A 26126-nucleotide genomic window follows, 5' to 3' on the forward strand; every position below is an offset into this window, starting at 1 on the left:
GAGGTTACCCGACGAAGGTCGGCACAATCGAACGAGTGTGCCGTTTATCAGCATATATCGCACATTTCCGGCATGGCGCGAAACGCGCCGGACGATCTACGGATCAAGGGCACCCTAGCCGAAGAAAGGATCGCCTATCCTCGCTCGGGTTGGCCTGTCGCCGACCCGACTCGGGCCCGCGGTCACGGCGCGGTGGCGGGCCCGAGAGTTCGATGATCAGCGGTCGATGCGCAACGCCTGGATGGTGACCGGCTGCTTCGGCTTGCCGTCGCCGGGGCCGTTGGAGTTGTCCTGACCCACCTGCGCGATCTTGTCGAGGGTGCCGAGGCTGTTCGCGTCCACCGTGCCGAAGATCGTGTACTGCGGCGGCAGTTCGGAATCCGCGTACACGATGAAGAACTGGCTGCCGTTGGTGCCGGGGCCCGCGTTGGCCATGGCGAGGGTGCCGCGCTTGTAGATGATCGCGTTCTGCACGGCGTTCGGGTCGTCTTGCGCGTACTGATCGGTCGGGTACTCGTTGTCGAATTCGTAACCGGGACCGCCCATTCCGGTGCCGGTCGGGTCGCCACACTGGAGGACCTTCAGGCCCTCGTTCGCGGTCATCCGGTGGCAGTTGGTCCCGTCGAAGAAGCTCTGCGCAGCCAGGCTGACGAAGCTGTTCACCGTGCACGGCGACTCGGCGTTGTTCAGGGTCAGACCGATCGGGCCCTGACTGGTCTCCATGCTGACGCTGACCTTGGCATCGACGCCGGTGGTCGGGATCCCATCGGCCTTCGGTTTGTTCGCCGGCTTGTCCGCGGGCTTTGCGCTGTCGCGGTAGGCGCAGGCGACTGTCGCGGGCTTGGCCTTCGCGGCAGGCGGCGCGGCGGCCGACGGGACAGTGGGGGTGCTGGACGCTGCGGCGGCGTCGGAGCTGTCGTCCTCGCCGCGGGTCAGGAAATACACGCCTGTGACGGCAGCGACCACCAGGACGACCCCCAGCACCGATCCGGCGATCGTGAGTTGCTTGCGCTTGCGTGCCCGCTCGGCCCGATTGGCCAGCTGACGCTCCAGCTTGCGTTTCGCCGCTGCTCGTCGCTGTTCATTGCTCGGCACTACCACGTTCCTCCCGTATCCGATGACATCGGGATAAGAGTGTGCCATTTCTTCCTGAGACTGATCAGGATCCTTCCTGAGAGTCGGTTCGGCAAACCGGTTGGACTTGCGGGGGCGTAGTGGTGGAAACTGGAGCATCGTGACCAAGACCAGCAGCTTCTCCGCCCCGAAGGGGGTACCGGACTACGTGCCACCCGGCTCGGCCGAGTTCGTCGCGGTACGCGACGGCCTGCTCCGCGCCGCCCGATCGGCCGGGTACGGACATATCGAGCTGCCTGTCTTCGAGGACACCGGCCTGTTCGCGCGCGGTGTGGGCGAGTCGACCGACGTGGTCACCAAGGAGATGTATACCTTTCCCGACCGCGGTGACCGCAGCGTTACCTTGCGCCCCGAAGGGACCGCGGGCGTGATGCGCGCGGTCATCGAACACGGCCTCGATCGGGGGCAGCTGCCGGTGAAACTGTGCTACGCCGGTCCGTTCTTCCGATACGAGCGACCGCAGGCCGGCCGGTACCGGCAGCTGCAACAGGTGGGCATCGAGGCGATCGGCGTCGATGACCCGGCGTTGGACGCCGAGGTGATCGCCATCGCCGATGCCGGGTTCCGTGGGCTCGGTCTGGATGGATTCCGGCTGGAGATCACCTCGCTGGGTGACGAGACGTGCCGGCCGCAGTATCGGGAACTGTTGCAGGAGTTCTTGTTCGAGTTGCCGCTGGATGCGGAGACCAAGCGGCGGGCCCAGCTCAATCCGCTGCGTGTCCTGGACGACAAGCGGGCCGAGGTGCGCGAGATGACCGCGGGCGCGCCGTTGATGATCGATCACCTGTCGGGGTCGGCCAAGTCGCACTTCGAGCAGGTGCTCGGCCACCTGGAGGCGCTCGGCGTGCCCTATGTGGTGAACCCGCGCATGGTGCGTGGTCTGGACTACTACACCAAGACCACGTTCGAATTCGTCCACGACGGCCTCGGCGCGCAGTCCGGCATCGGCGGCGGCGGTCGTTACGACGGCCTGATGGCCGAGCTCGGGGGGCAGCCGCTGTCGGGCATCGGTTTCGGCATCGGCGTGGACCGCACCATGCTGGCGCTGGCGGCGGAAGGTAAGTCGGCGGGCAATCCGGCGCGCTGCGAGGTCTTCGGGGTGCCGCTGGGCGATGCGGCCAAACAGCGGCTGGTCGTGCTGGCGGCGCAGCTGCGAGCGGCCGGTGTGCGGGTCGATCTCGCTTACGGCGGGCGCGGCGTGAAGGGTGCGATGAAGGCGGCCGACCGATCGGGGGCGGCGTTCACCCTGGTACTCGGCGACCGTGACCTGGCGGAGAACACCATCGGGCTCAAAGACATGGCGACTGGTGAGCAGCGGCAGATCCCGCTGGCCGAAGTAGTCGGTGTGATCCGGGAATCGCTGGCAGGATAGGCGCACCTTCGCCTTCGCTGCGGCCGTGCGCGGTCTGATGGCGGACTACCTGGCTGCGTCGATTAGGCCTACCTCCGCGTTCGCTGCGGCGGTGCGCGGTCTGGTGGCGAACTACGCCCGGCTGCGTCTATTCGGCGCGGCGAGCCGCGCCTGGACCACCGGTATGACCGCTGAGGCCGGGTAGTCTGCGCCGAGGCCGCCGCCCGCCTCGGAGGCGTGACCGGCGCACCGGGTGCTGGGCGTGGCGAGAGGGCGGAACTGTGTCGATGAATTCTGATGACGAGCAGGCGGTCGCGCCGGTGGGGCTCGATTTGGTCGCGCCCGAGCTGTATGCGCCGATGCTGCGCCGCCTCGCGCTGGCCGCGTCGGGTATCGGGCTCGGCGCCGCGCTGCTGGCGGCGACCATGGTGAGCTGGCCGGTCGCCATCGCCATCGGGGTCGTTGTGGGCGCGCCCACCGTCTTGTACGCCGTTGCGTTGCGTCGGCGGCGGATGTGGCTGGCGGGGACGGTCGTTCACGCCCGCAGGCTGTTAGGGGAGCGGCGGCTGGAGATGGCCGCGGCGACCGGTGTCGAGGTGCTGGTGTTCCCTGCTCGGCTGAGCAGGATCGTCCTGCGGGTCACCGCGGGAGAGGTCTCACAGGTCATCCCGCTCGCGATGTACACCGATGCGGGCAGTGGCCGCGAGCTGCATCTGCTCGGCCTGCGCAGGCTCGCTGACGCGCTCGCCGCCAGTCGATTGGCCGCGGCCGTGGCCGTTTCCGCGCTGCTGGTGCATCAGTTGCGGGCCGAGGCACGCGATGCCGGGCTGGAGGAGCGGCCGCTATATCGCGCCGTGCAGCTGGCGCGAACCAAGGACGCGGTGTCACCGATCGTGCTGACCGACACCGAGGTCGCCGCACTCGGCTGACCCGTCGCCCCGACTTCGCCGAGCGCGATGTCGCCCTGGCCGGCGCGCTGTGCTACCCGACCTCCCAGGTTTCCGTTCCGGTGAGCAGAGCCTGGAGCGATTGCGGACCTATCGGGTTTCTTTCTCGCGCGACCTCGGTCTGGTGTCGCACCGCGTCGTCGTAGGTCGGCCGGGAGACGCTGCGGAAGACACCGGTGACGACGCGGTCGAGCCCTTGGTCGGACAGCCGTGACAGCGCGTAGGCGTACTCCGGGCTGTCGGCGTACGCGTCGTGCACCACGATGTCGGGCTCTGCGACGCTGTCGGTGCGGGCCACGTCGAGCCCGAAACCGCGCTGGACGACCGCGAATTCGCCGTCGGCGCCGAACCGGATCGGCTCGCCGTGCCGTAGTGGGATGAGGTGATCGGCGGCGTTCTCCCGGCGCAGCACATCGAACGAGCCGTCGTTGAAGATCGGGCAGTCCTGCAGGATCTCCACGAACGACGTGCCGCGGTGCTCGGCGGCGGCGCGCAGTACCTCGGTGAGCCCCGCGCGATCGGAGTCCAGGGCGCGAGCGGCGAAAGTCGCTTCCGCACCCAGCGCCACCGACAAGGTGTTGAACGGATGGTCGGGCGAGCCCATCGGGGTGGACTTGGTGATCTTGCCCTGTTCCGAGGTGGGGGAGTACTGGCCTTTGGTCAGCCCGTAGATCCGATTGTTGAACAGCAGGATCGTCATGTTCACGTTGCGACGCAACGCGTGGATGAGGTGGTTTCCCCCGATGGACAGTGCGTCGCCGTCACCGGTCACCACCCAGACCGACAGATCGGGGCGGCTGACCGCGAGACCGGTCGCGATCGCCGGAGCCCGGCCGTGGATGGAGTGGATGCCGTACGCCTCCAGGTAGTACGGGAAGCGGCTGGAGCAACCGATCCCGGAAACGAACATCAGGTTCTCCCGGCGCAAACCGAGCTCGGCGAGGAAGCCACGCACGGTCGCGAGGATCACGTAGTCGCCGCAGCCGGGGCACCAGCGGACCTCCTGGTCGGAGGTGAAGTCCTTCACCTTCTGCGGACCGTCCGCGGTCGGCACCCCGGATACCCCGGTGAGGCCCAGGTCGGTGCCGACAAGCGATGTTTCCACGATGGTCATGCGTTACCCCCAGTCGTGCGATGTGCGGGTTCTGCGGCGCTTGTGCCCGCGCTCGGGTCGGCGCAGGGTTGGCGACGGGCTTCGTCGCGCAGCGCCCGATAGGTGGCCCGCGCCCGTGCGGCGAAGGCCTTGTTCTGTTCCATCTCCTCGATCGACCCGTCCAGTGCCGCGTCGATGACCCCGACCAGCTCCTGGGTGGAGAACGCCGTGCCGGCGACCTTCGTCCACGGCCGCACGTCGACCAGATACCGCGCGCGCAGCAGCATGGCCAACTGGCCGCCGTTCATCTCCGGTGCGACCACGATGCGGTAGCGGCGCAGCACCTCACCCAGGTTGGCGGGCAATGGATTCAGATGGCGCAGGTGCGCTTGGGCGACCGGTACGCCGCGGCGGCGGACGCGCCGGCAGGCTTCGCCGATCGGGCCGAAGGAGCTACCCCAGCCGATCAGCAGCAATTCGGCGGTGCCGTCCGGATCATCCACCGCTAGATCCGGCACGGTGACGCCGTCGATCTTGGCCTGGCGCAAACGCACCATGAGCTCATGGTTGGCGGGATCGTAGGAAATGTTGCCGCTGCCGTCCGACTTCTCGAGTCCGCCGATGCGGTGTGCGCGGCCCTTGGTGCCGGGGACCGCGAGCGGGCGCGCCAGCGTGTCGGGGTCGCGGGTGTAGGGCTGGAACCCGACGGCGTCGTCGCCTTCCGGCTCGAACGCCGGATCTATCGGAGCCAGCTGCGCTACCTGCGGAATCGACCACGGTTCCGAACCGTTCGCGATCGCTCCGTCCGACAGCAACAGCACCGGCGTGCGATAGGTGAGTGCGATCCGTGCCGCGTCCACGGCCGCGGCGAAGCAGTCAGCGGGGGAGCGCGGCGCGACCACCGCCACCGGGGATTCACCATTGCGGCCGTAGAGGGCTTGGAGCAGGTCGGCCTGCTCGGTCTTGGTCGGCAGGCCAGTGGAGGGACCGCCGCGCTGGACATCGATGACAACCAGCGGCAACTCCGTCATCACGGCCAAGCCGATGGTCTCGCTTTTGAGCGCGAGGCCGGGTCCGGACGTGCTCGTGACGCCGAGCGCGCCGCCGAGCGAGGCGCCCAGCGCCGCGCCGATCCCAGCGATCTCGTCCTCGGCCTGGAAGGTGGTGACCCCGAAATTCTTGTGCTTGCTCAACTCGTGCAGGATGTCCGACGCGGGCGTGATGGGGTAGGTGCCGAGGAATACCGGTAGGCCGGCGAGCTGGCCGGCGGTGATCAAGCCGTACGCGAGCGCGGAGTTGCCGGTGATCTGTCGGTAGGTTCCCGGCGGCAGCTTCGCCGGGGCGATCTGGTAGGTGGTGGCGAAAGTCTCGGTGGTCTCGCCGTAGTTCCAGCCCGCCCGGAACGCCAGCACGTTGGCCTCGGCGATCTCCGGCTTGGTCGCGAACTTCTCCCGCATGAACCGCTCGGTCGCGCCGATCGGGCGCCCGTACATCCAGGACAGCAGGCCGAGGGCGAACATGTTCTTCGCACGCTGGGCGTCCTTCTTGCCGACCCCGGTCGATTCCGTGGCGCCCAGGGTGAGCGATGTCATCGGGACCCGGTGGACGACGAAGTCCGACAGGGTGTCGTCGGCCAGCGGGTCGGTGGTGTAACCGACTTTGCCCAGGGTGCGCGTGGTGAACTCGTCGGTGTTTGCGATGACCGTGGCACCGCGCGGAAGGTCCGCCAGATTTGCTTTGAGCGCCGCGGGGTTCATCGCGACCAGCACGTCCGGCTGGTCGCCCGCGGTCAGGATGTCGTAGTCGGCGATCTGGATCTGGAACGACGAGACGCCGGGCAGCGTGCCCTGCGGCGCCCTGATCTCGGCCGGGAAGTTGGGCTGCGTCGCGAGGTCGTTGCCGAAGGCGGCGGCCTCGTGGGTGAAGCGATCGCCGGTCAGCTGCATGCCATCGCCGGAGTCCCCGGCGAACCGAATGACGACCTTTTCCAATTTCGCTGTGCCGACATCATTTTGGTGTGAAACCATCTGCCTGCTTCACTTCCTCGTCGCTGAGAGGTGCCATCGCCAAACTACTCCGTCGAACGTGGTGCGCGCCGCAGCGCGCGGGCCCCGGAGGGTATTCGGCGATGGCGGCGTCAGGCGAACAATGCCAGCTGCGAGTCGATCGTGTCCGCGGTTTCGGGTTGTGTCTCCGGTTCGGCTTGCCTGCGCGGCGCCAATCCGTGCCCGGCCAGCAGTGGATCGACACGCGCGCGCAGCCAGGCCGAGTACTCCGGCGTTACGTACGCGCCGCGGCCATAGAGCCGGCGATAGCGACGCAGCAGCGCCGGATGGTGTTCGGCCAGCCAGGACAGGAACCAGCCCCTGGTGCTGCCGCGCAGGTGCATCGGGAACGCACTCGCCGAGTACGCCCCGGCCTCGGCGATCGCGTCGAAAATGGCGTCCAGATGCGCACGGCTGTCGGTGAGGCATGGGATGACCGGCGCGACCAGGACGTGGACCGCGAAGCCCGCGTCGGTGAGCGCACGCACCAACTCCAGGCGCGCACGCGGTGCTGGGGTCCCCGGCTCCAGGCTGCGATGCAGGTCTTCGTCGAGGATCGCGATCGACACCGCCAGGCTCACCCGCACCTCGCGGGCGGCCCAGGTGAGCAACGGCAGATCCCGCCGCAGCAATGTGCCCTTGGTGAGGATGGAGAACGGGGTGCCGGACTCGGCCAGCGCGCGAATGATGCCCGGCATCAAGCGATATCGACCCTCCGCACGCTGATACGGATCGGTGTTGGTGCCGAGCGCGACCGGTGCACGACGCCAAGATCGCCCGCCGAGTTCCTTACGCAGCACCGCGGCGATATTCGTTTTCACCACGATCTGCGTGTCGAAATCCCGTCCCGCGTCGAAGTCCAGATACTCATGCGTGCCGCGGGCGAAGCAGTAGCGACAGGCATGCGAACAGCCGCGCATGGGATTGACCGTCCACTGGAACGGCAGATTCGCGGCCTCGGGCACCTTGTTCAGGGCACTCTTGCACAGCACCTCGTGGAACGTGATGCCCTCGAACTCGGGTGGCCGCACGGTCCGCACCAGCCCGGCCCGGGACAGCCCGGGCAGGGCACCGTCCTCGGCGTCCAGGGTCTGGCTTTGCCACCGCACCGCCTTAGTCGAACATGTGTTCTAATATCTGTCAAGCGAATCGCCGGATGCCGGGTCTGTGCGAGCCGAACGGGGTCGCCCGAAGAAGGCGCCGTGCGGCGGGTTCGGGCTCGAAACTTGCCGGTGCCGTCCGCTATATTGGGCGCAACCGTAGCGGCCCTTGCCGATTCGGCAGGGAGCGGGAGCGGTCACGACGAAGTTTATGACGGCTGTTTACGACGGCTGTTCATGACGCATGTTCACAACGATTTGGGGGGCAACTCGATGAGTGATCTCTCGGTGGAGACCGAAGCGGTCCGGGTGTTCGCCGCCACGAACGCCGGCATCGCCGGTGATCTGGCCGGGGCGGGCAGTATCGACACGGCGAAGAATCTGGCCGCGCTGGTTCCGGTGTTCGGCCTGATCGGAGCGGACTACCTGGCGATGTTCGCCGCCGCGCAGCTGTTGCAGGCCAAGGACATCAACGATCTGTCGGCCAAGTACGCCAAGTTGTCGGATTCGGCGTTCAGCGCCGCTGCGGCCTTCGAAGCCATGGACTGGTCTAACGCGAGCGCGCTCGCATCGAAAACAGGCGAGATCGGGGGCGTGCTATGAGACCACTCGACAGCGGTGTCATCGCGCCCGAAGGGCAGGCCGTCGCGCACGCGGCCGAGCAGAATGTCGCCATCGGCCAGCAGACCGTGCTGGACGCGCTGCAGAATTCACCGGCCTCGGCGGTGCTCGACCTGCCGCTGCCACAGCTGCCCGAGGATATGCCGCCGATCGAGCCGCCCGCATTCGTATTGTCGCGCAAGGTCTCCGAAGATCAGCAGACGCTCGGCGCGATCCCCGGCGGTCTGCCCGGCCTGAACGGCGCGCCCAGCGGCGCGGATGTGCCCGGTGTGCCGCATGAGGTGTCCGCCTTGCTCGGTGACGTGCACGCGGTGGCGGCGCCGGTGGTCCAAGCCGCGCTCGAGCACACCAACGGTGTGCTGAGCGGTGCTCTCGCCGATGCGCCGAACTCGATCGCCGCGGCGGTGAGTCAGGCGGCGGCCGCGCTGCCGCCGCTGCCCGCCGACCCGGTCACCGCGCTGATGCAGGGTGTGGCTCTGCCGGCGCTGCCCGGCGTGGACGTGCTGATGAAGCCGATCCTCGACCTGCTCGGCAGCTTCGGCACCGGCATCATCGGTGCATTCGATCCGACCGCGATTCTCAGCCAATCCTCCAAGATCATCGAGCTGGCCATGCAGGTGGGCAAGGGCAGCATGGCGACGGTCGAGCAGGTGTGGCAGGGCCAGGCATCCCGCAACGCCCAAGCCACGAGCCAGCAGGCAAACGTCGAGGGCCGGGAGACCGGCCAGCGCGGCATAGATATTTCCGAACTCACCCAGCGTGCCGCGGCGGTGGTGCAGCAGGGCAACGCGCAGCTACTCGGCATCGCCACGTCGTTCGCCACCCAGGCGACCGCGCTCGCCCCGGTCATCCTCACCCCGCCCGCGCAGGCGACGCTGATCGCGTCGGCCACCGAGCACCTGGGCCAGGCCGTCGGCGTGGTCAACGCCACCCGCGGTGATCTGGCCGGCAAGACCGCCGAGCTCGGCGGTATGGTGCAGCAGTTGGTCGGCCCGGAGGCGCAGGAAGCCGCGCAGTCACTGGCGCAGAACGTCGGCCAGCCACTTCTCGAGCAGGCGCAGTCGACCGCGACCGACACCGCGACCAAGGCGGCCGGCCTGGACTCCGCCACACCGAGCACGACGAGCCCTACGACCACGCCCGCGTCGGTGCACAGCACGTCCAGCCCGAGTACCACCAACCACGGGGCGCCGTCCGGATTGTTCGGCAGCCCCGGTCGGCCGGGAACACCGAGCACGCCCTCAGTGCCCAAGCCCAGCAGCCTGCCCGGCGCTCCGGTCGTGCCGATCCGCCCGGCCGCCGGTCTGCCCGGCACGCCGTTCGGTACCGGCACGCCTGGCGCTACCACGGCCGGAGCAAACAGCTTCATGGGCAGCCCGGCCGCCGCCGCGGGGCAACGCAGCCAAGACGAGGAACACTCGCGCACGGTACAGCCATACTCGAGTCCTACCGGCAACGACGATCTCACCGGTCCGTTAGGGGAGTCCACACCGGAGGTCATCGGTGCGACGCACTCCGACGAGATCATCAGCTCGGACTACGAACAGGATCAGTTCTAGCTGGTCGAGCCGATGATTCGAGCCAGGCTCGGGCTGATCCGCCCCGGCCTGGCTCCGTGCGGTCCTCAGTTGTCCGGGACGAACGCGTCGAGCAGTGTTCTGTAAAGGTCGGCGAAGCGTTTGCGCGCGGCCTGCTGCTCGGGGCCCAGCCCGTCGGTGGCCTCGGGCGCGTACACGACCAGGTGCACGTCCTGTTCCGCTGGTTGCGGCATGTAGTCGATGATGCGGCTGCTCCGGTCGGCGGCGCTTGGCACACCGAGATCCACCGTGGCCAGCGCAGTGGTCTCGGCCACCGCGGCTTTCAGCGCATCGGGACGGATACGACCGTCGATCCGTTTCGGCGGCGTCTCCGGGCGGCGACCGGCGGCAATGGCGTCCGGACTGCTGACTGCCCGGCCGTCGGCGAAGATCTCCAGTTGCGGGCGCAGATCGGTCCGAGTCTGCCAGCCATCCGGGATGGTGGTCAGGGTGAACAAGGCCAGTGGTGCCGCGATCGGCGGCAGCGCGCCGGGCCGGTCGGTGGCCGGGTCGGCTACGGCGGCGCCCGAAGCCACCCCGAGGGTCAGCATCACAACCAGCAGAACGGCTTTCGTTCCTCGCATCTATCCCATCTTCCCGTGCTGTCCGTATTCGCCTGCGGCATAGGCGAACTGCGGTCGATCATGACAGCGCGCCGCCCCGTGGTGGGGACCGGCGCGCTGTCCTCTCGATCGAATCCGGTTCTACCGTATGGCGGACGGGTTGTTCAGGTCCGGTGCCGCGTAGGTATCGCAGGCGCGGACCTGACCGGTCCGGTAGCCGGTGAGGAACCATTTCTGCCGCTGCTCGGAGGAACCGTGCGTCCACGCTTCGGGATTCACCCTGCCCTGCGCGGCGCGCTGGATCCGGTCGTCACCGACTGCCGCGGCCGCCGACAGCGCGTCGCCGACGTCCTGATCCGACAATGGCCGTAGGAACGGCTGGTCGCCCCCGGGGGCCGGCAGCTTATCCGCGAAATGCGCCCAGATCCCGGCGTAGCAGTCGGCTTGCAGTTCGGTGCGCACTGCACCGGACTGCGGGCCGCGAGGATCGCGCTGTGCGCGGCCGATGTCGCCCAGCTGATTCTGGATGTGATGGCCGAACTCGTGCGCCACCACGTATTCCTGCGCGAGCGGACCGCCACTGGCGCCGAAACGATCCACCAGGTCCTGGAAGAAGCTGGTGTCGAAGTAGGCGGTGTGGTCGGCCGGGCAGTAGAACGGGCCGACATCGCTGGTGGCGTTGCCGCAGCCGGTCGAAGTGGCGCCGGAGAACAGCACGACGTCCGGCTTCACATAGCGCTTGCCGGTCTGCTTCGGCAGCTCGGCCGACCAGACGGCGTCCAGGCTCTGGGCGGTGAGCGCCACCCGGCAGTCGACGTATTTGTTGGCGTCGGCGCCGGTTTTGCAGTGACTCGGGGTGCCCGCTGTGCCGGGCTGCGTCTGGCTCTGGTTCGGCGCGCCGGTGAAGTTGCCGAGGACCGATCCGGGGTCGCCGCCCAGCAGCAGGGTCAGCACCAGCAGGATGAGCCCACCCGCGCCGCCGCCCAGCGCGAGCTTGCCGCCCAGGCCGGGGCCACCGGACGAGACCCGATCCGGGTCGATCTGCATGCCCTCGTTGAAGGTCATCGTCGTCGCTTCCTATGTTGGATTCGCCGCGACCGCGTCGCGGCTATTCGCAGCCCTGGAAGGCTCGCGGCCGAGCGGCCGAGACTCGTGACTTCGTCGCGTGCACTTCGGCCGCTCGGACGCGAGCCGGCCGCGAATGGCGCTCGTAGGGCTCGCGCCCGTGGTGGGCGGGTTCGTGTGGCCCGTGCCGGTATGCAGTGGCGGGCGGGCCCGGTCGTATACAGCTTGGCACGGGTGTGGCGATATCGGTTTCCACTCGTCGAATATGTCTCACTACGATGGACCCGCACCGGGTCGCACCGCGCCGGTGCCGGACTCGTCGAAAGGAACCCCGTGCTGCGCACCCACTTGGCCGGTTCGCTGCGAAGCGAGCATGCCGGTCTGACCGTCACTCTCACCGGCTGGGTGGCGCGGCGGCGTGACCACGGCGGGGTGATCTTCATCGATTTGCGCGACGCGTCCGGCGTCGCGCAGGCGGTGTTCCGCGAGGGCGCACCGGCCGAGCATGCGCACCGGCTGCGCGCCGAGTATTGCGTACGTGTTACCGGCACCGTGGAATTGCGGCCGAGCGGCAACGAGAACCCGGAACTGCCGACCGGCGCCATCGAGGTGAATGTCACCGAGCTCGAAGTGCTCAACGAGAGTGCCCCGCTGCCCTTCCAGCTGGACGAGCAGCCAGGTGAGGAGGCGCGCCTGAAGCATCGCTACCTGGATCTGCGCCGCGAGGGCCCGGCGCACGCGATCCGGTTGCGGTCGAAAGTCAACGCCGCCGCCCGCGAGGTGCTGGCCCGGCACGAATTCGTCGAGGTCGAGACGCCCACCTTGACCCGCTCCACCCCGGAAGGCGCACGCGACTTCCTCGTGCCGGCCCGGCTGCAGCCGGGCAACTTCTATGCGCTGCCGCAGAGCCCCCAGTTGTTCAAGCAGTTGCTCATGGTCGGCGGCATCGAACGGTACTACCAGATCGCGCGCTGCTACCGCGACGAGGACTTCCGTGCCGACCGGCAGCCGGAATTCACCCAGCTCGATATCGAGATGAGTTTCGTGCGCCAGGAGGACGTGATCCTGCTGGCCGAGGATATTCTCGTCGCGCTGTGGAAGCTGATCGGCCACGAGATCCCCACACCGATCCCGCACATGACCTACGCCGAGGCAATGCGCCGGTTCGGGTCCGACAAGCCCGACCTGCGGTTCGGCGTCGAGATCACCGAGTGCACGGAGTTTTTCCAGGACACCCCGTTCCGGGTTTTCCAGGCGCCGTACGTCGGTGCGGTCGTCATGCCGGGCGGCGCGAGCCAGCCCCGGCGCCAGCTCGACGGCTGGCAGGAGTGGGCCAAGCAGCGCGGCGCCAAGGGGTTGGCGTATGTCCTGGTGAACGAGGACGGCACGCTGGGCGGTCCGGTCGCCAAGAACCTCAGCGACGCGGAGCGGGAGGGGCTGGCCAAGCACGTCGGCGCGGTGCCGGGCGACTGCGTGTTCTTCGCGGCCGGTGCGGTCAAGGCGCAGCGCGCGCTGCTCGGCGCGGCGCGCGTCGAGATCGCCCGCAAGGTCGGGTTGATCGATGAGGACGGCTGGTCGTTCGTCTGGATCGTGGACGCGCCGCTGTTCGAGCCCACCGCCGAGGCGACCGCCAGCGGTGACGTGGCCGTGGGGCATTCCGCGTGGACCGCGGTGCACCACGCGTTCACCTCGCCGAAGCCGGAATCGCTGGACACCTTCGACATCGACCCGGACTCCGCGCTGGCCTACGCCTACGACATCGTGTGCAACGGCAACGAGATCGGTGGCGGCTCGATTCGTATCCACCGCCGCGACGTCCAGGAACGTGTGTTCAAGGTGATGGGCATCAGCCACGAGGAGGCGCAGGAGAAGTTCGGCTTCCTGCTGGACGCGTTCGCCTTCGGTGCCCCGCCGCACGGCGGTATCGCCTTCGGCTGGGACCGGGTTACCGCGCTGCTGGCCGGTGAGGACTCGATCCGTGAGGTCATCGCGTTCCCGAAGACCGGCGGCGGCGTCGACCCGTTGACCGACGCGCCCGCCTCGATCACCGAGCTGCAGCGCAAAGAGGCGGGGCTCGACGTCAAGCCGGTGCCGGAGAAGGATTAGGTCACCGCGCCGGCCGAGGCGGGCACCCTGTCCGGTGCCCGCCTCGGCCGGCGCGCTGATCGGTATTGCTTCCAGTCACGCCGCTGCCCGCGGCCGGATTTCGCCGTTGTCGCAGCACTGCTGAGGGCATGTGAACGGCGTTGCTTCGCATGGGCGGCTCGCGGTGCAGGTCGCGGCCGGGGATCAGCGCGCTCGTTCCCGTTCAGCGCGGACATCGAGGCCGGTCCGAGGGGCCGCAGCGCCGGATGGAGCCGGGGGCACCGATCGGCGAGTGCGGTCCCGGTTCACGGCGCCGAGACCGTGCCGCCGGTGAGCGTGCGGTAGGCGTAGGTCACCGCGATGATGGCGACCGGGCCCGCGATCAGCAAGCCAAGGCCGCACAGCAGCAGTCCGAGGAAAGTCACCACCAGCACCGCAAGCGCGAGCAGCAGCACCTGCCAGGCGTTGGCGATCACGAGGGTGACGCTCGATTTCAGCGCCTCGAACGGACCTTGATCCTGATCGACGACGAAGTGCAGCGAGAACATGCACAGCACGCCGGCGATCAACCCCGGGATCAGGCAGATCGCGCTGCCGAGAAAGGTCAGCAGGAACGCCAGCAGTGCCGTGAGCAGCACATTCCCCGCGTTCAAGAAGCGGAAGTACGCGCCGAACGGCGGTGGCGTGCCGTCGGTTTCGTAGAGCGCGCCCCGCACCATGGCGGCCTGCAGCAACCACACCCCGGCCATGATCGCCAAGAAGATGAGCAGCAGCGGCAGCATCGTCGTCGGTTCGGTGAGTTGCACCACGAGCACGAATGCCAGGTAGATGACCACGCCCACCGCGGTCACCCCGATCCATGGTCCCGGGTTCGACCGCAACCTCGCCCAGCCGAAGCTGAGCGCCCGGCCCACGTCGAGGGTGCCGGGACCTGTGGGAACCTGCTGGTAGCCGTAGACCGGCTGTGGGGGTGGCGCGGCGCCGGGCGGCGTCCATCCCGGTCCGGTTCCCGGCGGGCCATAGCTGGGGTGCGGTGCGTCCACCGGTGGTGGCGGTTCCAGCGGTTCGCTACCGTATTGCGCGGCGCCGGGGCCCTCGAACTGCGGATATCCGGCCGAGCCCGCCATTTCGTGGCGAGCCTGGCCGGTCCCGGGGCCGGGCGGCTGCGGAGCCGGATTCTCATGCTGCCCTGGCCGCGCCGCGAAGCGCTGGTCGTCGTTCGGGTCGCCGGCGCCGCCAGCTGATTTTGGTGCGGGAGGCGGGGTTTCGGTCACGGGTAGACCTTTCCACTCAACTGGTTTGTGGTGTGGCGCACGGCAGTTGACGATGAGAAAACCCGACCGATGCACAGGTGTCAAGCGGGCGAATGCCGCCTTCGGAGCTCCACGCGGACACGCCGGGCGACGCGGAAAGGTTGTCCCACCGCTCGCTAGAAGTGACCCGATGCGAGTAGCTTGAGAGGCGATGACCGCACTATTGGCCGAACGCGCCGCCGAAGTCGTGTCCGCAGCGCAACAGTTGCTCACAAAGCGAATGGGTGCTCCGGTAAAGCTGAGTGATCCGATCGAACTCAGCGGTAGTGGTAGGACAACGGTCCTGCGTGTGCGTGTAGCGGAGAATGCCTTCTCGTTGCCGCGAACCCTGATCGTCAAGCAGGTCCGCGGGGCCGCTCAGGATCGCCGGACCGGCGGCCTGGCCCCCGGCGTCGCCAGCATCGACTCCGCGTTTCTCCGCGAGACCGTGTCGTATCAGTTCACCACCGCACTCAGCCGCGAGCAGCGGCCGGGTGCGTACCTGATCGCACACAGCCTCCCCGACCGGTTGCTGATCCTCAGTGACCTCGGCGAGAACTCCCTGCTCACCGCCGTGCTGCAGTCCGGCGACGAGCCCGCCAGGCGCAACTCGCTGATGGCGTTCGCGCAGGCGCTGGGCCGGATGCATGCCGCCACCGTCGGCCGCGAGGCGGACTTCGTGGCGCTGCTGCGCCGGGTCGAGGTGATGCACCGGGTGGACGGTATCGCGCAGCAGGCCGAGACGGCGATCGCCGAAGTGCCCGGGATGCTGCAGCGCGAACTGGGCATCGAGGTGCCCGGTGAGATCGCCGAGCGGATCGTGCGCGGGAATCGCCTGTACTCCGCCGGCCGCTTCCGCGCGTTCAGCCCATCGGACCTGTGCCCGGACAACGTGATCTTGAACGATGAGGGTGCCCGCTTCCTCGACTACGAGTGGGGCGGGTTCCGTGACGCCACCCTGGACATCGCCTATGCGCTGGTGTCCTTCCCCGGCTGCCTGTGCGACGTCGAGCTCTCCCGCGAGCGCGCCGGGCAGATGGTGGAGGCATGGCGCGCCGAGGTCGTGGGCGTGTGGCCCGCGCTGGCCGACGACGAGCTGCTGGCCGAGCGCATCCTCGAAGCCCGGCTGATCTGGGTATGGCTGTCCACCTACTGGTTCCTGACCGCCGACCACACGCGTATCGCGGCCGCGCGGGAGCACGGGCTGTCGGTGCCGCGCTCGGCGGCCCTGATCAACCGCTGGGCCGCGCTCGCCGAGGACGCCAGGTGCACCGGCGACGACGTCGTCGGAGACTTCGCCGAGGACGTCTCGGCGAGGTTGGAAGAGCGCTGGTCGGAGTAGGTCTCCAGACGGCGTCCAGCACTCGCTGGACGGGCGGGACCGACCCCGCCACGGTCGATCAGAGCGGTGTCGGCCACGGCTCGATCCGGCCGCCGGAGCGGACGGCGAACGAAGCGCCATAGCGCACAGCGGAATTCGGGTCGGCCACGTTCAGCAGGTAGTACCAGTCCATCTGCGCGTGCTCCGCGGTGACCTCCAGCACGCCGTAGCCGTGCGAATCCAGCTCGACATAGCGCAGATGGTGGTTGACCGCCTTGATCGATTCGGCGATCGGTGTTGCGTTCGCCCGCACCATGTCGCCGATGCTGGTAGAAGTCACCGACGGCACGACGAACTCGGCGCCCGCCGTGGCCCCGTTCGGATAGTTCGCCGCGTCCACGGGCAGGTCCGCCGCCCACGAGGAATGGATGTCGCCGGTCAGAAAGACCACGTCGGAGATCCGCTGCTCGATGATCGCCTGGAACAGGCGGGCGCGATCGGCGGTGTACCCGTCCCACTGGTCGCCGTTCAGCGACAGGCCGGACTGTGGAATGCCCATCGTGCTGGTGATCGCCGCCGTGGTGGCCGGTTCCAGCGGCGGAAAGACCAGCGGGGCGATCATCACCGAATTGCCGACCAGCTTCCATCGCACCGGCGCGGACGCCAAGCCGGCGGTAAGCCACTCCATCTGCGCCTTGCCGGTGATCGTGCGCGCCGGGTTGTCGGCTCGGCGCCAGCCGGCCCCCGGCTTCGCCTCCTGGTCGCGGTAGCTGCGCAAATCCAGCATGGCGAGTTCGGCCAGGGTGCCGAAGCGCAGCCTGCGGTAGATGCGCACGTCGGCGCCGGACCAGGCCGCGCGGACCGGCATCCACTCCAGGTATGCCTGCGCGGAAGCCGCTCGCCGGTCCGGCCAGCTGCCCTCGGTCACCGGGTCGTGGTTGGCCGCGCCGCCGGACCAGGAGTTGTCCGCCGACTCGTGGTCGTCCCAGGTGCAGACGAACGGCAGCGCGGCATGCAGGTCGAGCAGGTCGGGATCGGTCTTGTACTGGGCGTGCCGGATGCGGTAATCGGCCAGGCTGACGATTTCGTTGGCTGGGTCGTGCGGTCGAACCATGCCGTTGCCGCCGCCGTACTCGCCGCGGCCGTACTCGTAGATGTAGTCGCCCAGATGCACGATCGCGTCCAAGTCGGAACGCTCGGCCAGATGCCGGTAGGCGCCGAAGTACCCTGCCTCCCAGTTCGAGCACGAGACCACGCCGAACCGGAGACGTTCAGGGGAGTCCGTCGCGGCGGGCGCGGTCTTCGTGCGGCCGACCGGCGAGGTTTCACCGAGCGCGCTGAAGCGGTAGAAGTACTCGGCTCCCGGCTCGAGACCGGTGACGTCGATCTTGATGGTGTGGTCGGTGTCCGCGGCGGCCGTGGCCGTGCCGGACGCGGCGACCGAGGCGAACCGCTCGTCCGTGGCCATCTCCCAGTGCACGCTCGCCGGGGCACCGCGTCCGGAGCCGGGTGTCGCGTCATCGGCGACGGTGACGCGGGTCCAGATGATCACGCCGTCGGGGAGCGGATCGCCTGAGGCCACGCCGTGCCGGAATATCGGCGTCACGGCGCGGGCCCGCCCCGCGCCGAATACCGCGGTGGCGGTGGCTGCGGCCGCCGCGCCACCGCGCAACATGGTGCGGCGGGTGACGCCGACGGGGGACGCGGGATCTGAAACGGGCATGTTTTGCGGCACGGGGGTTGATCACATCGGAAGAACTGGCGACTCGCAACTCGGCTCGGGGGCGCGGTTTCGGACCTGCGCAGACCCCGATGGGGCGAGCGTGGCGAACTTCGAGGTGGCTGAGTACCGACCTGGACACCGAGTCGGGCCGCGCTCATGCTGTGGCACGATTTGGGCTGCTGTCGGTGCGGATCGGTAACGTGCATTTCGTGAGCGATGGTTTGTTCGACGTGCCCGGGGCCACGATGCCTCCGGAGCACTCGATCGACACGGTGGTGCGCAGGGACGCGGGTGCACCGCTGGCGGTGCGCATGCGCCCCGCCGTGCTGGAGGAAGTGGTCGGCCAGCAGCATCTACTCGGCCCGGGCTCTCCGCTGCGCAGGCTGATCGAGGGCTCCGGCGCGGCATCGGTGCTGTTGTACGGGCCGCCGGGCACCGGAAAGACCACCCTCGCCGCACTCATCTCACAGGCGACCGGGCGCCGTTTCGAGGCGCTGTCGGCGCTCTCGGCCGGGGTCAAGGAAGTTCGCGCGGTCATCGATCTGGCGCGTCGCAGGTTGTCGGTGGGCGAGCAGACCGTGCTGTTCATCGACGAAGTACACCGTTTCTCCAAGACCCAGCAGGACGCGCTGCTCGCCGCGGTGGAGAATCGGATCGTCCTGTTGGTCGGGGCGACCACCGAGAATCCGTCGTTTTCGGTGGTGTCCCCGCTGCTGTCGCGCTCGCTGGTGCTGCAACTGCGCTCGCTCACCGAAGCCGACATCCGCCAGGTGCTCACCCGCGCGATCACCGACCCCCGCGGGCTCGACGGGGCGTACATCGTCACCGATGCCGCGCTCGACCATGTCGTCCGGCTCGCGGGCGGTGACGCCCGGCGGGCACTGACCGCGCTGGAAGCCTCGGCGGAATCCTCGCTCGACGGCACGGTCGACGTCGACCTCGTCGAGGCCAGCGTGGACAAGGCCGCGGTGCGCTACGACCGGGCCGGTGACCAGCATTACGACGTGATCAGCGCGTTCATCAAGTCCATTCGCGGTTCGGATGTCGACGCCGCGCTGCACTACCTGGCCCGGATGCTGAGCGCGGGCGAGGACCCGCGCTTCATCGCGCGCAGACTGATGATCCACGCGAGCGAGGACATCGGCATGGCCGATCCGACGGCGTTGCAGACGGCGGCCGCCGCCGCGCAGGTGGTCCAGCTGGTCGGGCTGCCCGAAGGGCGGCTCGCGCTGGCGCAGGCGACGATTCACCTGGCGACCGCACCCAAGTCCGGCGCCGTCGTCGCCGCGATCGGCGCGGCCATGAACGACGTCGCGGCCGGCAAGGCGGGCGCGGTCCCACCGCACCTGCGCGACGGCCACTACGCCGGTGCGGCCGCACTCGGCAACGCGCAGGGCTACCGATACCCGCACGATGACAAGGACGGCGTGCTGGCCCAGCAATACCCGCCCGACGAACTGGTCGGCATCGACTACTACCACCCCACCGACCACGGCCACGAACGCGAGATCGGTCCCCGAGTCGACAAATTGCGTCGCATCATCCGAGGGTGATCCGCCAGCCGCTCGGCAAGAGGCATTCGGCGAGACCGTCGTCGCTGCCCACGCCGGTGGGAGCGGTGTCGGGGAGCGAACAGTTGGGGCGCAGTTCGCCCGACCCGTCGCGCGGATGCGTCGCGCGCCGGTCGATGGATATTCGCGTGCACCGCCCCGGTAGGCTGGATATCTGTGCAGACCCACGAGATCCGACGGCGTTTCCTGGACCATTTCCTTCGTGCCGGCCATACCGAGGTGCCCAGCGCCTCGCTGATCCTGGCCGACCCGAACCTGCTGTTCGTCAACGCAGGCATGGTCCAGTTCAAGCCGTACTTCCTGGGTCAGGAGGAGCCGCCTTATCCGCGCGCGACCAGCGTGCAGAAATGCGTGCGCACCGGCGATATCGAAGAGGTCGGTGTCACCACGCGGCACAACACCTTTTTCCAGATGGCGGGGAACTTCTCCTTCGGCGACTATTTCAAGGAGGGGGCGATCACCCTCGCGTGGGATCTGATCGCCAAGCCGCAGGACGAAGGCGGTTACGGATTCGATCCCGAGCGCATCTGGGTGACCGTGTACCAGGACGACCCGGAGGCGGCCGAGATCTGGCGGCGCGTCGCGGGCATTCCCGAGGAGCGCATCCAGTTCCGCGACGGCAAGGACAACTACTGGGATATGGGCGTGCCCGGCCCCGGGGGCCCCTGCTCGGAGATCTACTATGACCGCGGGCCCGAGCACGGCCGCGACGGCGGTCCGGTCGCCGACGAGGACCGCTACCTCGAGATCTGGAATCTCGTCTTCATGCAGGACATCCGCGGTGAGCTGAGTCCCAAGGCGGGGCACTCACCGGTCGGGTCACTGCCGAAGAAGAACATCGACACCGGTATGGGCGTCGAGCGGATCGCCTTACTGCTGCAGGGCGTGGACAATGTGTACGAGACCGACCTGCTGCGCCCGATCATCGACAAGGCGGAGGAATCGACCGGTCGCTCCTACGGCGTTCGGCACGAGGACGACGTGCGCTTCCGGGTGATCGCCGACCACGCTCGCACTGCCGCCATGCTGATCGCCGACGGCGTGAATCCGGGCAATGACGGCCGCGGTTACGTGCTGCGCCGTCTGCTGCGCCGCATCGTGCGCTCGGCCCGGCTGCTCGGTGCCGAGAAGCCGGTGATGGGCGAGTTCATGAAGGTGGTCAGTGACCTGATGGCCCCCTCGTACCCGGAGCTGGCCACCGACTTCCGCCGCATCGAGACCGTCGCGGTCGGTGAGGAGACGGCGTTCCTCAAGACGCTGAACACCGGCTCCAGCCTCTTCGACAACACCGCCGCCGCGGTGAAGGCCGAGGGCGGCTCGAGGATCGCCGGGTCGGATGCGTTCACGCTGCACGACACCTACGGCTTCCCGATCGATCTGACCCTGGAAATGGCCGCCGAGGCCGGGCTGTCGGTCGATGAGGAAGGTTTCCGCGCTCTGATGGCAGAGCAGCGCAAGCGCGCCAAGGAGGACGCGCAGGCGCGCAAGCACGCGCACGCGGACCTCACGGTCTACAAAGAGCTGGTCGACCGCGGCGCCACCGAGTTCACGGGTTTCGACGAACTCACCTCCGAGGCCACCGTCCTCGCCTTGATCGCCGATGGCGTGCGGGTGCCGACGGCGACCGCGGGCCACGACGTCGAGGTGATCCTGGACCGCAGCCCGCTCTACGCCGAATCCGGTGGCCAGATCGCCGACCGTGGCACCATCACCGCCTCATCGGGCCTGAAGATGCGCGTGAACGACGTGCAGAAGATCGCCAAGAAGCTGTGGGTGCACAAGACGACCGTGGAACACGGCCAGATCACCGAGGGTGATGTGGTGCTCGCGCAGGCCGACCCGGCCTGGCGGCGTGGCGCTACCCAAGGCCACTCCGGCACGCATATGGTGCATGCCGCGCTGCGGCAGGTGCTCGGCCCGAACGCGGTGCAGGCGGGCTCCCTGAACAAGCCCGGCTACTTGCGGTTCGACTTCAACTGGCAGGGCCAGCTGTCCGACCAGCAGAAATCCGATATCGAGGCGGTGTCGAACGACGCGGTGGGCGCCGACTTCCCGGTGAACACGTTCGTGACCGACCTGCCGAAGGCCAAGCAGATGGGTGCGCTCGCTCTGTTCGGCGAGAACTACGGCAACGAGGTTCGGGTGGTGGAGATCGGTGGCCCGTTCTCCATGGAGCTGTGCGGTGGCACGCACGTGCAGCATTCCTCGCAGATCGGCCCGATCACGGTGCTCGGCGAGTCGTCGGTCGGCTCGGGCGTGCGTCGCGTCGAGGCGTTCGTCGGCTTGGACTCTTACCAATACCTGGCCAAGGAGCGGGCGCTGCTGGCCGGCGTCGCCTCCGCGTTGAAGGTCCCCTCGGACGAGGTGCCCGGGCGCGTCGAGCAGTTGGTGGAGCGCCTGAAGGCGGCCGAGAAGGAACTGGAGCGCACCAAGATGACCGCGGTGCTGGCCTCGGCCGGTAAGTTCGCCGACGAGGCCGAACGGATCGGTCGTCTGCTGCTGGTCGCCGTGGCCGCGCCGGAAGGGGTGCCTGCGGGCGATCTGCGGACACTGGCCACCGATATCCGGGGCCGGTTCGGCAGTGAGCCCGCTGTCGTGGTGCTGCTCGGCAACACCGAGGGCAAGGTGCCGTTCGTGGTCGCGGTGAACAAGCCCGCCCAGGGACTCGGCATCAAGGCGGGGGATCTGGTCGGCAGCTTCGGCCCGAGCATCGCCGGGCGCGGCGGAGGCAAGCCGGAGATGGCGCAGGGAGCGGGGTCGGATCCGACGGGCATTCCGGCTGGCCTGGCCGCGGTCCGCGCGCGGGTGTCCGAACTAGTCGGGTGATGGCCGACCCCGAACAACCTGAGAGGTCGGCGCGTCACGGCGCCGACCGGCCGCATCCCGCCACCGATCCCGGTCGAGGCAGACGGATCGGGGTCGACGTCGGCAGTGTCCGGATCGGGGTCGCCGCGTGTGACCCCGACGGTATTCTCGCCACCCCGGTGGAGACCGTGCCACGCGCGAAACAGCGGCAGCGCACCTGCGCCGCACCCGATATCGCGAGAATTGCCGAAATTGTGCGGGAGTACGAGGCCGTCGAGGTCATCGTGGGATTGCCACGAACGCTACGCGGGGAGAAGGGCGCTGCAGCTACGCTGGCCACCGCATTCGCTGAGCAATTGCGGGCTGCTGTCGCGCCGGTGCCGGTCCGGCTTTCCGACGAACGTTTGACTACCGTGTCAGCTGCACGTGCATTGCGGGACAGTGGAGTTCGCGCGCGTGGCCAGCGGCAGGTGATCGATCAGGCGGCGGCTGTATCGATCCTGCAAGGATGGTTGGACGAACGGAGTGCGGTGTTGAGGTCGGTGGAAGCGGGACGCTCTGCGTCGTCCGGGGACGATGCATGACGGATCGGTGGGCACGGGCCGAGGAACTGTTCCGACAGCGTGAAGCTGATCGGCGTTACCGCAGGGACGACCGGGCCTGGGCCGAACACGACGAGAATTACGACAACGAGAATTACGACGACGAGAATTACGACGGCGAGAATTACCGCAGGGACCAATACGGCGGGGACCATTACAGCGGGGACTATTACGACGACGAAACGACCGTCATCCCTCGCTATGTCGACGACGTCGACGACCACGTCGAGGAGGAAGAGGAGCAGGCGCTGTTCGCGCCACCACCGCCTGCGTCGCGGCGTGGCGGGCAGTCTACCGGGGCGACACGCGCGGACGCGCCGCGCCGCGCGAAGCGCGTCCAGCCCGAGCGCTCTGGTCGCGCGCAGCGCGGCAAGCGGTCCCGGGCCGCCTCGCGTAAAGCCGTCGAGCGCAAACGGCGGCGCCGGAACATGTGGATCGTCGGGGGCGTCTTCGTGCTGCTGTTCACCGGTGCAGCGATCTTCGCGGGCATGAAGCTGATCGCCGGCTTCGGTCCGCCGGAGGACTACGCGGGTCCACCCGGACCGCTGGTGATCGTGCAGGTGCACGACGGCGACACTTCGACGCAGATCGCGGCGACCATGCTCGAGCGCGGTGTCGTCGCGAGCACCGGCGCGTTCGTCGAAGCGGCGGTGCGGAATTCGAACATGAACTCGGTGCAGCCGGGCTTCTACGCGATCCCGAGCCACAGTCCCGCCGTGCAGGCGGTGGCCGCGCTGGTCGGCAAGCAGTCGAGGGTCGGCAACCTGGTTGTCTCGGAGGGGCGGCTGCTGCACGACCAACACGATGTGAGCACCGGCGGGCGGTATGACGGCATCTACCGCAAGATCGCGGAGGCCAGCTGCGTCGGCACGGGCACCAACCAGAAGTGCGTGACCTACGAACAGCTCGATGCCGCGGGCGCGAGCCTGGACCTGTCCGCGCTCGGGGTGCCCGAGTGGGCGATACGGGGTGTCCAGGACTGCCCGGACCGGACCAGGCAGCTGGAAGGCCTGATCGCAGCGGGCACCTGGGATTTCGATCCCAGCGCCCCACCGGAGCAGATCCTGCGACAATTGGTGACCGCGAGCGCGAAGAGTTATGAAGCCACCGGACTGGTGCAGTCCGGCGGCGAGACGAAACTCACGCCGTATCAGACGCTGGTCGCCGCTTCACTGGTGGAACGTGAGGCGAAACCCCAGGACATGGGCAAGGTGGCGCGGGTGATCGTGAACCGGCTGCGGGTCGGCCAGATGCTGCAGTTCGACTCGACGGTGAACTACACCTTGGATCGCACCGAGGTGGCGACGACCGATGCCGACCGCGCCGAGGAAACCGCCTGGAACACCTATGCGATGACCGGCCTGCCCAAGACCCCGATCGCCGCGCCCTCGTTGAACGCGTTGCGTGCCATGGAGAGTCCGGAGGTGGGACCGTGGCTGTACTTCGTCACCGTTGATAAACAGGGCACCACCCTGTTCACCGACGACTATCAGGAGCACCTGCGCCTGATCGCGCGCGCGCAGCGCAGCGGCATTCTCGACAGTTCGAAGGACAGCGGTGGCCGATAGTCGCAAGGCGGCGGTGCTGGGCAAGCCGATCGCGCACTCGCGATCGCCACAGCTGCACCTGGCCGCATATCGTGCGCTCGGGCTGAATTGGAGCTACGAGCGCATCGAATGCTCAGCCGAGCAGCTGCCGGGGTTGGTCGACGGGCTCGGGCCGGAATGGGTCGGGCTTTCGGTGACCATGCCCGGCAAGGAAGCGGCACTGGCCTACGCGAACCAGCGCACCGATCGGGCCGTGCTGGTCGGATCGGCCAACACCTTGGTCCGCACCGAAGCGGGCTGGCTGGCTGACTGCACCGACGTGGATGGTGTGCTCGGCGCGCTCCGGGGCGGTGGTGTCAGCGATGTGACCGAGGGCGTGGTGCTCGGTGCGGGCGGCACCGCGCGTCCCGCCCTGCTCGCGTTGTCCGAGCTGGGCGCGAAGTCGGTGACCGTGGTCGCGCGGGATGCCGGACGGGCGCGCGGCGCATTGGAGCTCGCCGAGCGGCTCGGGATGATCGCGGTATTGGCGGGCTTCGATGCCCGTTCCCTTCAGGCGATCTGTGCGTCGGCAGGCGCGGTGGTGAGCACCATTCCCGCCCCAGCGGCCGCAGTCGTCGCCCCTTCGGTAGCAGCCGCCGCGGTGGTGCTGGACGCGATCTACAACCCCTGGCCGACACCGCTGGCCGATGCGGTGGAGCGGGCCGGGCACACCGTGGTCAGCGGCCTGCAGATGCTACTGAACCAGGCATACGGGCAGGTCGAGCTGTTCACCGGGCGCCGTGCGCCGCGCGCGGAGATGGCGGCGGCGCTGGACTAGCTCTTCCGCTGCGTGACCAGCGGGGTTGTCTTGTTGCCCAAGGCATTCCACTGGCCGGCGGCAAAACCTGAGAGGTGGGTGCCGAGCAAGGAGGGGCGAGCGCTACTGCCACGACGCGGCGATCAGTTCTTCCGGCCGGACACGGTTGGTCGCTGGGGAAGAGGGTCGTGGGGACTCCGGCTCAGGCCGTCGCCCACGCCGAAACCCGCGCGGTGTTCCAGAAATTGCGCGTGCCCGCGAAACGCGCGATCGTTCGAGACCGCCGGTAGCGGCCAGCTCGACCGCACCCGGCGTTCGCGTGAAGTGAGACCGACGCAGGCCGTCGGCGCTGCCGGAAAACACGCAGGCCGTAGGCGCTGCCGGAAAACACAGTTATGGTCATTCGCATGAGTGCTTGGTGCTTGCGGGCCGTCGTGCTCAGCGCGCTGGTCGTGGCGTTGCGTGCCTTGCTCGGGTTCGCGATGGTGTACTGGCCGACGCACGGGGCACTGATGCGCAGCGGGTGCCTGCTCGTGCTGGTCGTGGCCATCGCGGCTTGGGGTGTGCTGGACGGACGCCGGGACCGCGTCGCCGGCGGGGACGCCGAACGCGGCGCCGATCTGACCATGATGTGGCTGAAGGCCGCCGTCGCTGGTGGTGTGGGCAGCGGCCTGGTGGCTTGGATCCTGGACTTCGTTCCCCACTTCGATCTCGGTGACAATGGCCTGCTGTTCGAGGTCACGGCGGGCGCGTCGTTCATCATCCTGCTGATCTTCGTTCCGGCGCTGATCGGCGTGGGCATCGGCCGGATGCGGGCCGAGCGGCACAACGGCAAGGGGCGCCCCACTCCGCCCTCGTTGCACTCCGCCGCGGGCAGCGTGATCTGAT

The 26126-nt window shown here is 68.4% G+C and carries 20 protein-coding genes; 12 read left to right on the forward strand and 8 right to left on the reverse strand.

Annotation, left to right across the window (positions count from 1 at the left end; genetic code table 11):
* Positions 1–216 precede the first annotated feature (216 nt).
* Positions 217–1095: a peptidylprolyl isomerase gene (locus ACT86A_RS07660; RefSeq protein WP_445091278.1), complete on the reverse strand. Its 879-nt coding sequence runs from the start codon at positions 1093–1095 to the stop codon at positions 217–219.
* Positions 1096–1234: 139 nt separating this feature from the next.
* Between ACT86A_RS07660 and hisS the strand changes: the two genes are divergently transcribed.
* Together hisS and ACT86A_RS07670 are read left to right on the forward strand one after the other, a co-directional pair.
* Complete coding sequence (gene hisS / locus ACT86A_RS07665) at positions 1235–2506, forward strand: histidine--tRNA ligase (RefSeq protein WP_445091279.1); 1272 nt, start codon at positions 1235–1237, stop codon at positions 2504–2506.
* 266 nt (positions 2507–2772) lie between these two features.
* On the forward strand, positions 2773–3414 hold the full coding sequence (locus tag ACT86A_RS07670; RefSeq protein ID WP_445091280.1) for a hypothetical protein: 642 nt from the start codon (positions 2773–2775) through the stop codon (positions 3412–3414).
* A 52-nt stretch (positions 3415–3466) separates the two neighbouring features.
* Here ACT86A_RS07670 and ACT86A_RS07675 read toward each other — a convergent pair whose 3' ends face one another.
* From ACT86A_RS07675 to ACT86A_RS07685, 3 genes are all read right to left on the reverse strand, one after another.
* Positions 3467–4546: a 2-oxoacid:ferredoxin oxidoreductase subunit beta gene (locus ACT86A_RS07675; protein ID WP_445091281.1), complete on the reverse strand. Its 1080-nt coding sequence runs from the start codon at positions 4544–4546 to the stop codon at positions 3467–3469.
* Positions 4543–6552, reverse strand: coding sequence for a 2-oxoacid:acceptor oxidoreductase subunit alpha (locus ACT86A_RS07680; RefSeq protein ID WP_445091282.1), 2010 nt, complete (start codon positions 6550–6552; stop codon positions 4543–4545). The genes ACT86A_RS07675 and ACT86A_RS07680 overlap by 4 nt, the downstream gene beginning before the upstream one ends.
* 110 nt (positions 6553–6662) lie before the next feature.
* Positions 6663–7679 (reverse strand): Rv2578c family radical SAM protein, encoded by a 1017-nt coding sequence (locus ACT86A_RS07685; RefSeq protein WP_445091283.1) that lies wholly within the window; start codon positions 7677–7679, stop codon positions 6663–6665.
* A 264-nt stretch (positions 7680–7943) separates the two neighbouring features.
* Between ACT86A_RS07685 and ACT86A_RS07690 the strand changes: the two genes are divergently transcribed.
* Both ACT86A_RS07690 and ACT86A_RS07695 read left to right on the forward strand, forming a co-directional pair.
* Positions 7944–8273 (forward strand): type VII secretion target, encoded by a 330-nt coding sequence (locus ACT86A_RS07690; protein ID WP_445091284.1) that lies wholly within the window; start codon positions 7944–7946, stop codon positions 8271–8273.
* Positions 8270–9850 carry a hypothetical protein gene (locus ACT86A_RS07695; RefSeq protein WP_445091285.1) on the forward strand — a complete coding sequence of 527 codons (1581 nt, stop codon included), beginning with the start codon at positions 8270–8272 and terminating at the stop codon, positions 9848–9850. Before ACT86A_RS07690 ends, ACT86A_RS07695 begins: the two co-directional genes overlap by 4 nt.
* A 65-nt stretch (positions 9851–9915) precedes the next feature.
* Here ACT86A_RS07695 and ACT86A_RS07700 read toward each other — a convergent pair whose 3' ends face one another.
* Both ACT86A_RS07700 and ypfJ read right to left on the reverse strand, forming a co-directional pair.
* Positions 9916–10452, reverse strand: coding sequence for a hypothetical protein (locus ACT86A_RS07700; RefSeq protein WP_445091286.1), 537 nt, complete (start codon positions 10450–10452; stop codon positions 9916–9918).
* A gap of 120 nt (positions 10453–10572) precedes the next feature.
* The gene (gene ypfJ / locus ACT86A_RS07705; RefSeq protein ID WP_445091287.1) at positions 10573–11496 is read right to left on the reverse strand and encodes a KPN_02809 family neutral zinc metallopeptidase; all 924 of its coding nucleotides are present in this window, start codon (positions 11494–11496) and stop codon (positions 10573–10575) included.
* 333 nt (positions 11497–11829) lie between these two features.
* Here ypfJ and aspS point away from each other — a divergent pair, with 333 nt between their 5' ends.
* The gene (gene aspS, locus ACT86A_RS07710; protein ID WP_445091288.1) at positions 11830–13602 is read left to right on the forward strand and encodes an aspartate--tRNA ligase; all 1773 of its coding nucleotides are present in this window, start codon (positions 11830–11832) and stop codon (positions 13600–13602) included.
* 284 nt (positions 13603–13886) lie between these two features.
* On the opposite strand, the gene ACT86A_RS07715 is transcribed toward aspS, so the two are convergent.
* Entirely contained in the window at positions 13887–14855 is a 969-nt protein-coding gene (locus ACT86A_RS07715) for a DUF7847 domain-containing protein (RefSeq protein ID WP_445091289.1), read from the reverse strand.
* A 190-nt stretch (positions 14856–15045) separates the two neighbouring features.
* Between ACT86A_RS07715 and ACT86A_RS07720 the strand changes: the two genes are divergently transcribed.
* Positions 15046–16215 (forward strand): phosphotransferase family protein, encoded by a 1170-nt coding sequence (locus ACT86A_RS07720; RefSeq protein ID WP_445091290.1) that lies wholly within the window; start codon positions 15046–15048, stop codon positions 16213–16215.
* 58 nt (positions 16216–16273) lie between these two features.
* On the opposite strand, the gene ACT86A_RS07725 is transcribed toward ACT86A_RS07720, so the two are convergent.
* The gene (locus ACT86A_RS07725) at positions 16274–17917 is read right to left on the reverse strand and encodes an alkaline phosphatase D family protein (RefSeq protein WP_445091291.1); all 1644 of its coding nucleotides are present in this window, start codon (positions 17915–17917) and stop codon (positions 16274–16276) included.
* 245 nt (positions 17918–18162) lie between these two features.
* On the opposite strand from ACT86A_RS07725, the gene ACT86A_RS07730 reads away from it, so the two are divergent.
* The 6 genes from ACT86A_RS07730 (at position 18163) to ACT86A_RS07755 (ending at position 26125) form a co-directional block, all read left to right on the forward strand.
* On the forward strand, positions 18163–19470 hold the full coding sequence (locus tag ACT86A_RS07730; RefSeq protein ID WP_445091343.1) for a replication-associated recombination protein A: 1308 nt from the start codon (positions 18163–18165) through the stop codon (positions 19468–19470).
* A gap of 174 nt (positions 19471–19644) precedes the next feature.
* Positions 19645–22314, forward strand: a complete 2670-nt coding sequence (gene alaS / locus ACT86A_RS07735; protein ID WP_445091292.1) for an alanine--tRNA ligase — start codon at positions 19645–19647, stop codon at positions 22312–22314.
* Positions 22314–22877, forward strand: coding sequence for a Holliday junction resolvase RuvX (gene ruvX, locus ACT86A_RS07740; RefSeq protein ID WP_445091293.1), 564 nt, complete (start codon positions 22314–22316; stop codon positions 22875–22877). Before alaS ends, ruvX begins: the two co-directional genes overlap by 1 nt.
* Positions 22874–24463, forward strand: a complete 1590-nt coding sequence (locus ACT86A_RS07745; protein ID WP_445091294.1) for an endolytic transglycosylase MltG — start codon at positions 22874–22876, stop codon at positions 24461–24463. Before ruvX ends, ACT86A_RS07745 begins: the two co-directional genes overlap by 4 nt.
* Positions 24453–25259: a shikimate dehydrogenase gene (locus tag ACT86A_RS07750; RefSeq protein WP_445091295.1), complete on the forward strand. Its 807-nt coding sequence runs from the start codon at positions 24453–24455 to the stop codon at positions 25257–25259. The genes ACT86A_RS07745 and ACT86A_RS07750 overlap by 11 nt, the downstream gene beginning before the upstream one ends.
* Before the next feature lie 386 nt (positions 25260–25645).
* Positions 25646–26125, forward strand: a complete 480-nt coding sequence (locus ACT86A_RS07755; protein WP_445091296.1) for a B-4DMT family transporter — start codon at positions 25646–25648, stop codon at positions 26123–26125.
* Position 26126: the final 1 nt, after the last annotated feature.

It is taken from the genome of Nocardia glycosmidis, assembly GCF_052545115.1.

Excerpts from the sequence above, each read along its gene's own strand:
- ACT86A_RS07670 (WP_445091280.1), top strand. The coding sequence starts at position 2,773 with ATGAATTCTGATGACGAGCAGGCGGTCGCGCCGGTGGGGCTCGATTTG.
- ACT86A_RS07675 (WP_445091281.1), bottom strand. The coding sequence starts at position 4,546 with ATGACCATCGTGGAAACATCGCTTGTCGGCACCGACCTGGGCCTCACC.
- ACT86A_RS07680 (WP_445091282.1), bottom strand. The coding sequence starts at position 6,552 with ATGGTTTCACACCAAAATGATGTCGGCACAGCGAAATTGGAAAAGGTC.
- ACT86A_RS07690 (WP_445091284.1), top strand. The coding sequence starts at position 7,944 with ATGAGTGATCTCTCGGTGGAGACCGAAGCGGTCCGGGTGTTCGCCGCC.
- ACT86A_RS07695 (WP_445091285.1), top strand. The coding sequence starts at position 8,270 with ATGAGACCACTCGACAGCGGTGTCATCGCGCCCGAAGGGCAGGCCGTC.
- ACT86A_RS07700 (WP_445091286.1), bottom strand. The coding sequence starts at position 10,452 with ATGCGAGGAACGAAAGCCGTTCTGCTGGTTGTGATGCTGACCCTCGGG.
- ypfJ (WP_445091287.1), bottom strand. The coding sequence starts at position 11,496 with ATGACCTTCAACGAGGGCATGCAGATCGACCCGGATCGGGTCTCGTCC.
- ACT86A_RS07720 (WP_445091290.1), top strand. The coding sequence starts at position 15,046 with ATGACCGCACTATTGGCCGAACGCGCCGCCGAAGTCGTGTCCGCAGCG.
- ACT86A_RS07725 (WP_445091291.1), bottom strand. The coding sequence starts at position 17,917 with ATGCCCGTTTCAGATCCCGCGTCCCCCGTCGGCGTCACCCGCCGCACC.
- ACT86A_RS07730 (WP_445091343.1), top strand. The coding sequence starts at position 18,163 with ATGCCTCCGGAGCACTCGATCGACACGGTGGTGCGCAGGGACGCGGGT.
- ruvX (WP_445091293.1), top strand. The coding sequence starts at position 22,314 with ATGGCCGACCCCGAACAACCTGAGAGGTCGGCGCGTCACGGCGCCGAC.
- ACT86A_RS07745 (WP_445091294.1), top strand. The coding sequence starts at position 22,874 with ATGACGGATCGGTGGGCACGGGCCGAGGAACTGTTCCGACAGCGTGAA.
- ACT86A_RS07755 (WP_445091296.1), top strand. The coding sequence starts at position 25,646 with ATGAGTGCTTGGTGCTTGCGGGCCGTCGTGCTCAGCGCGCTGGTCGTG.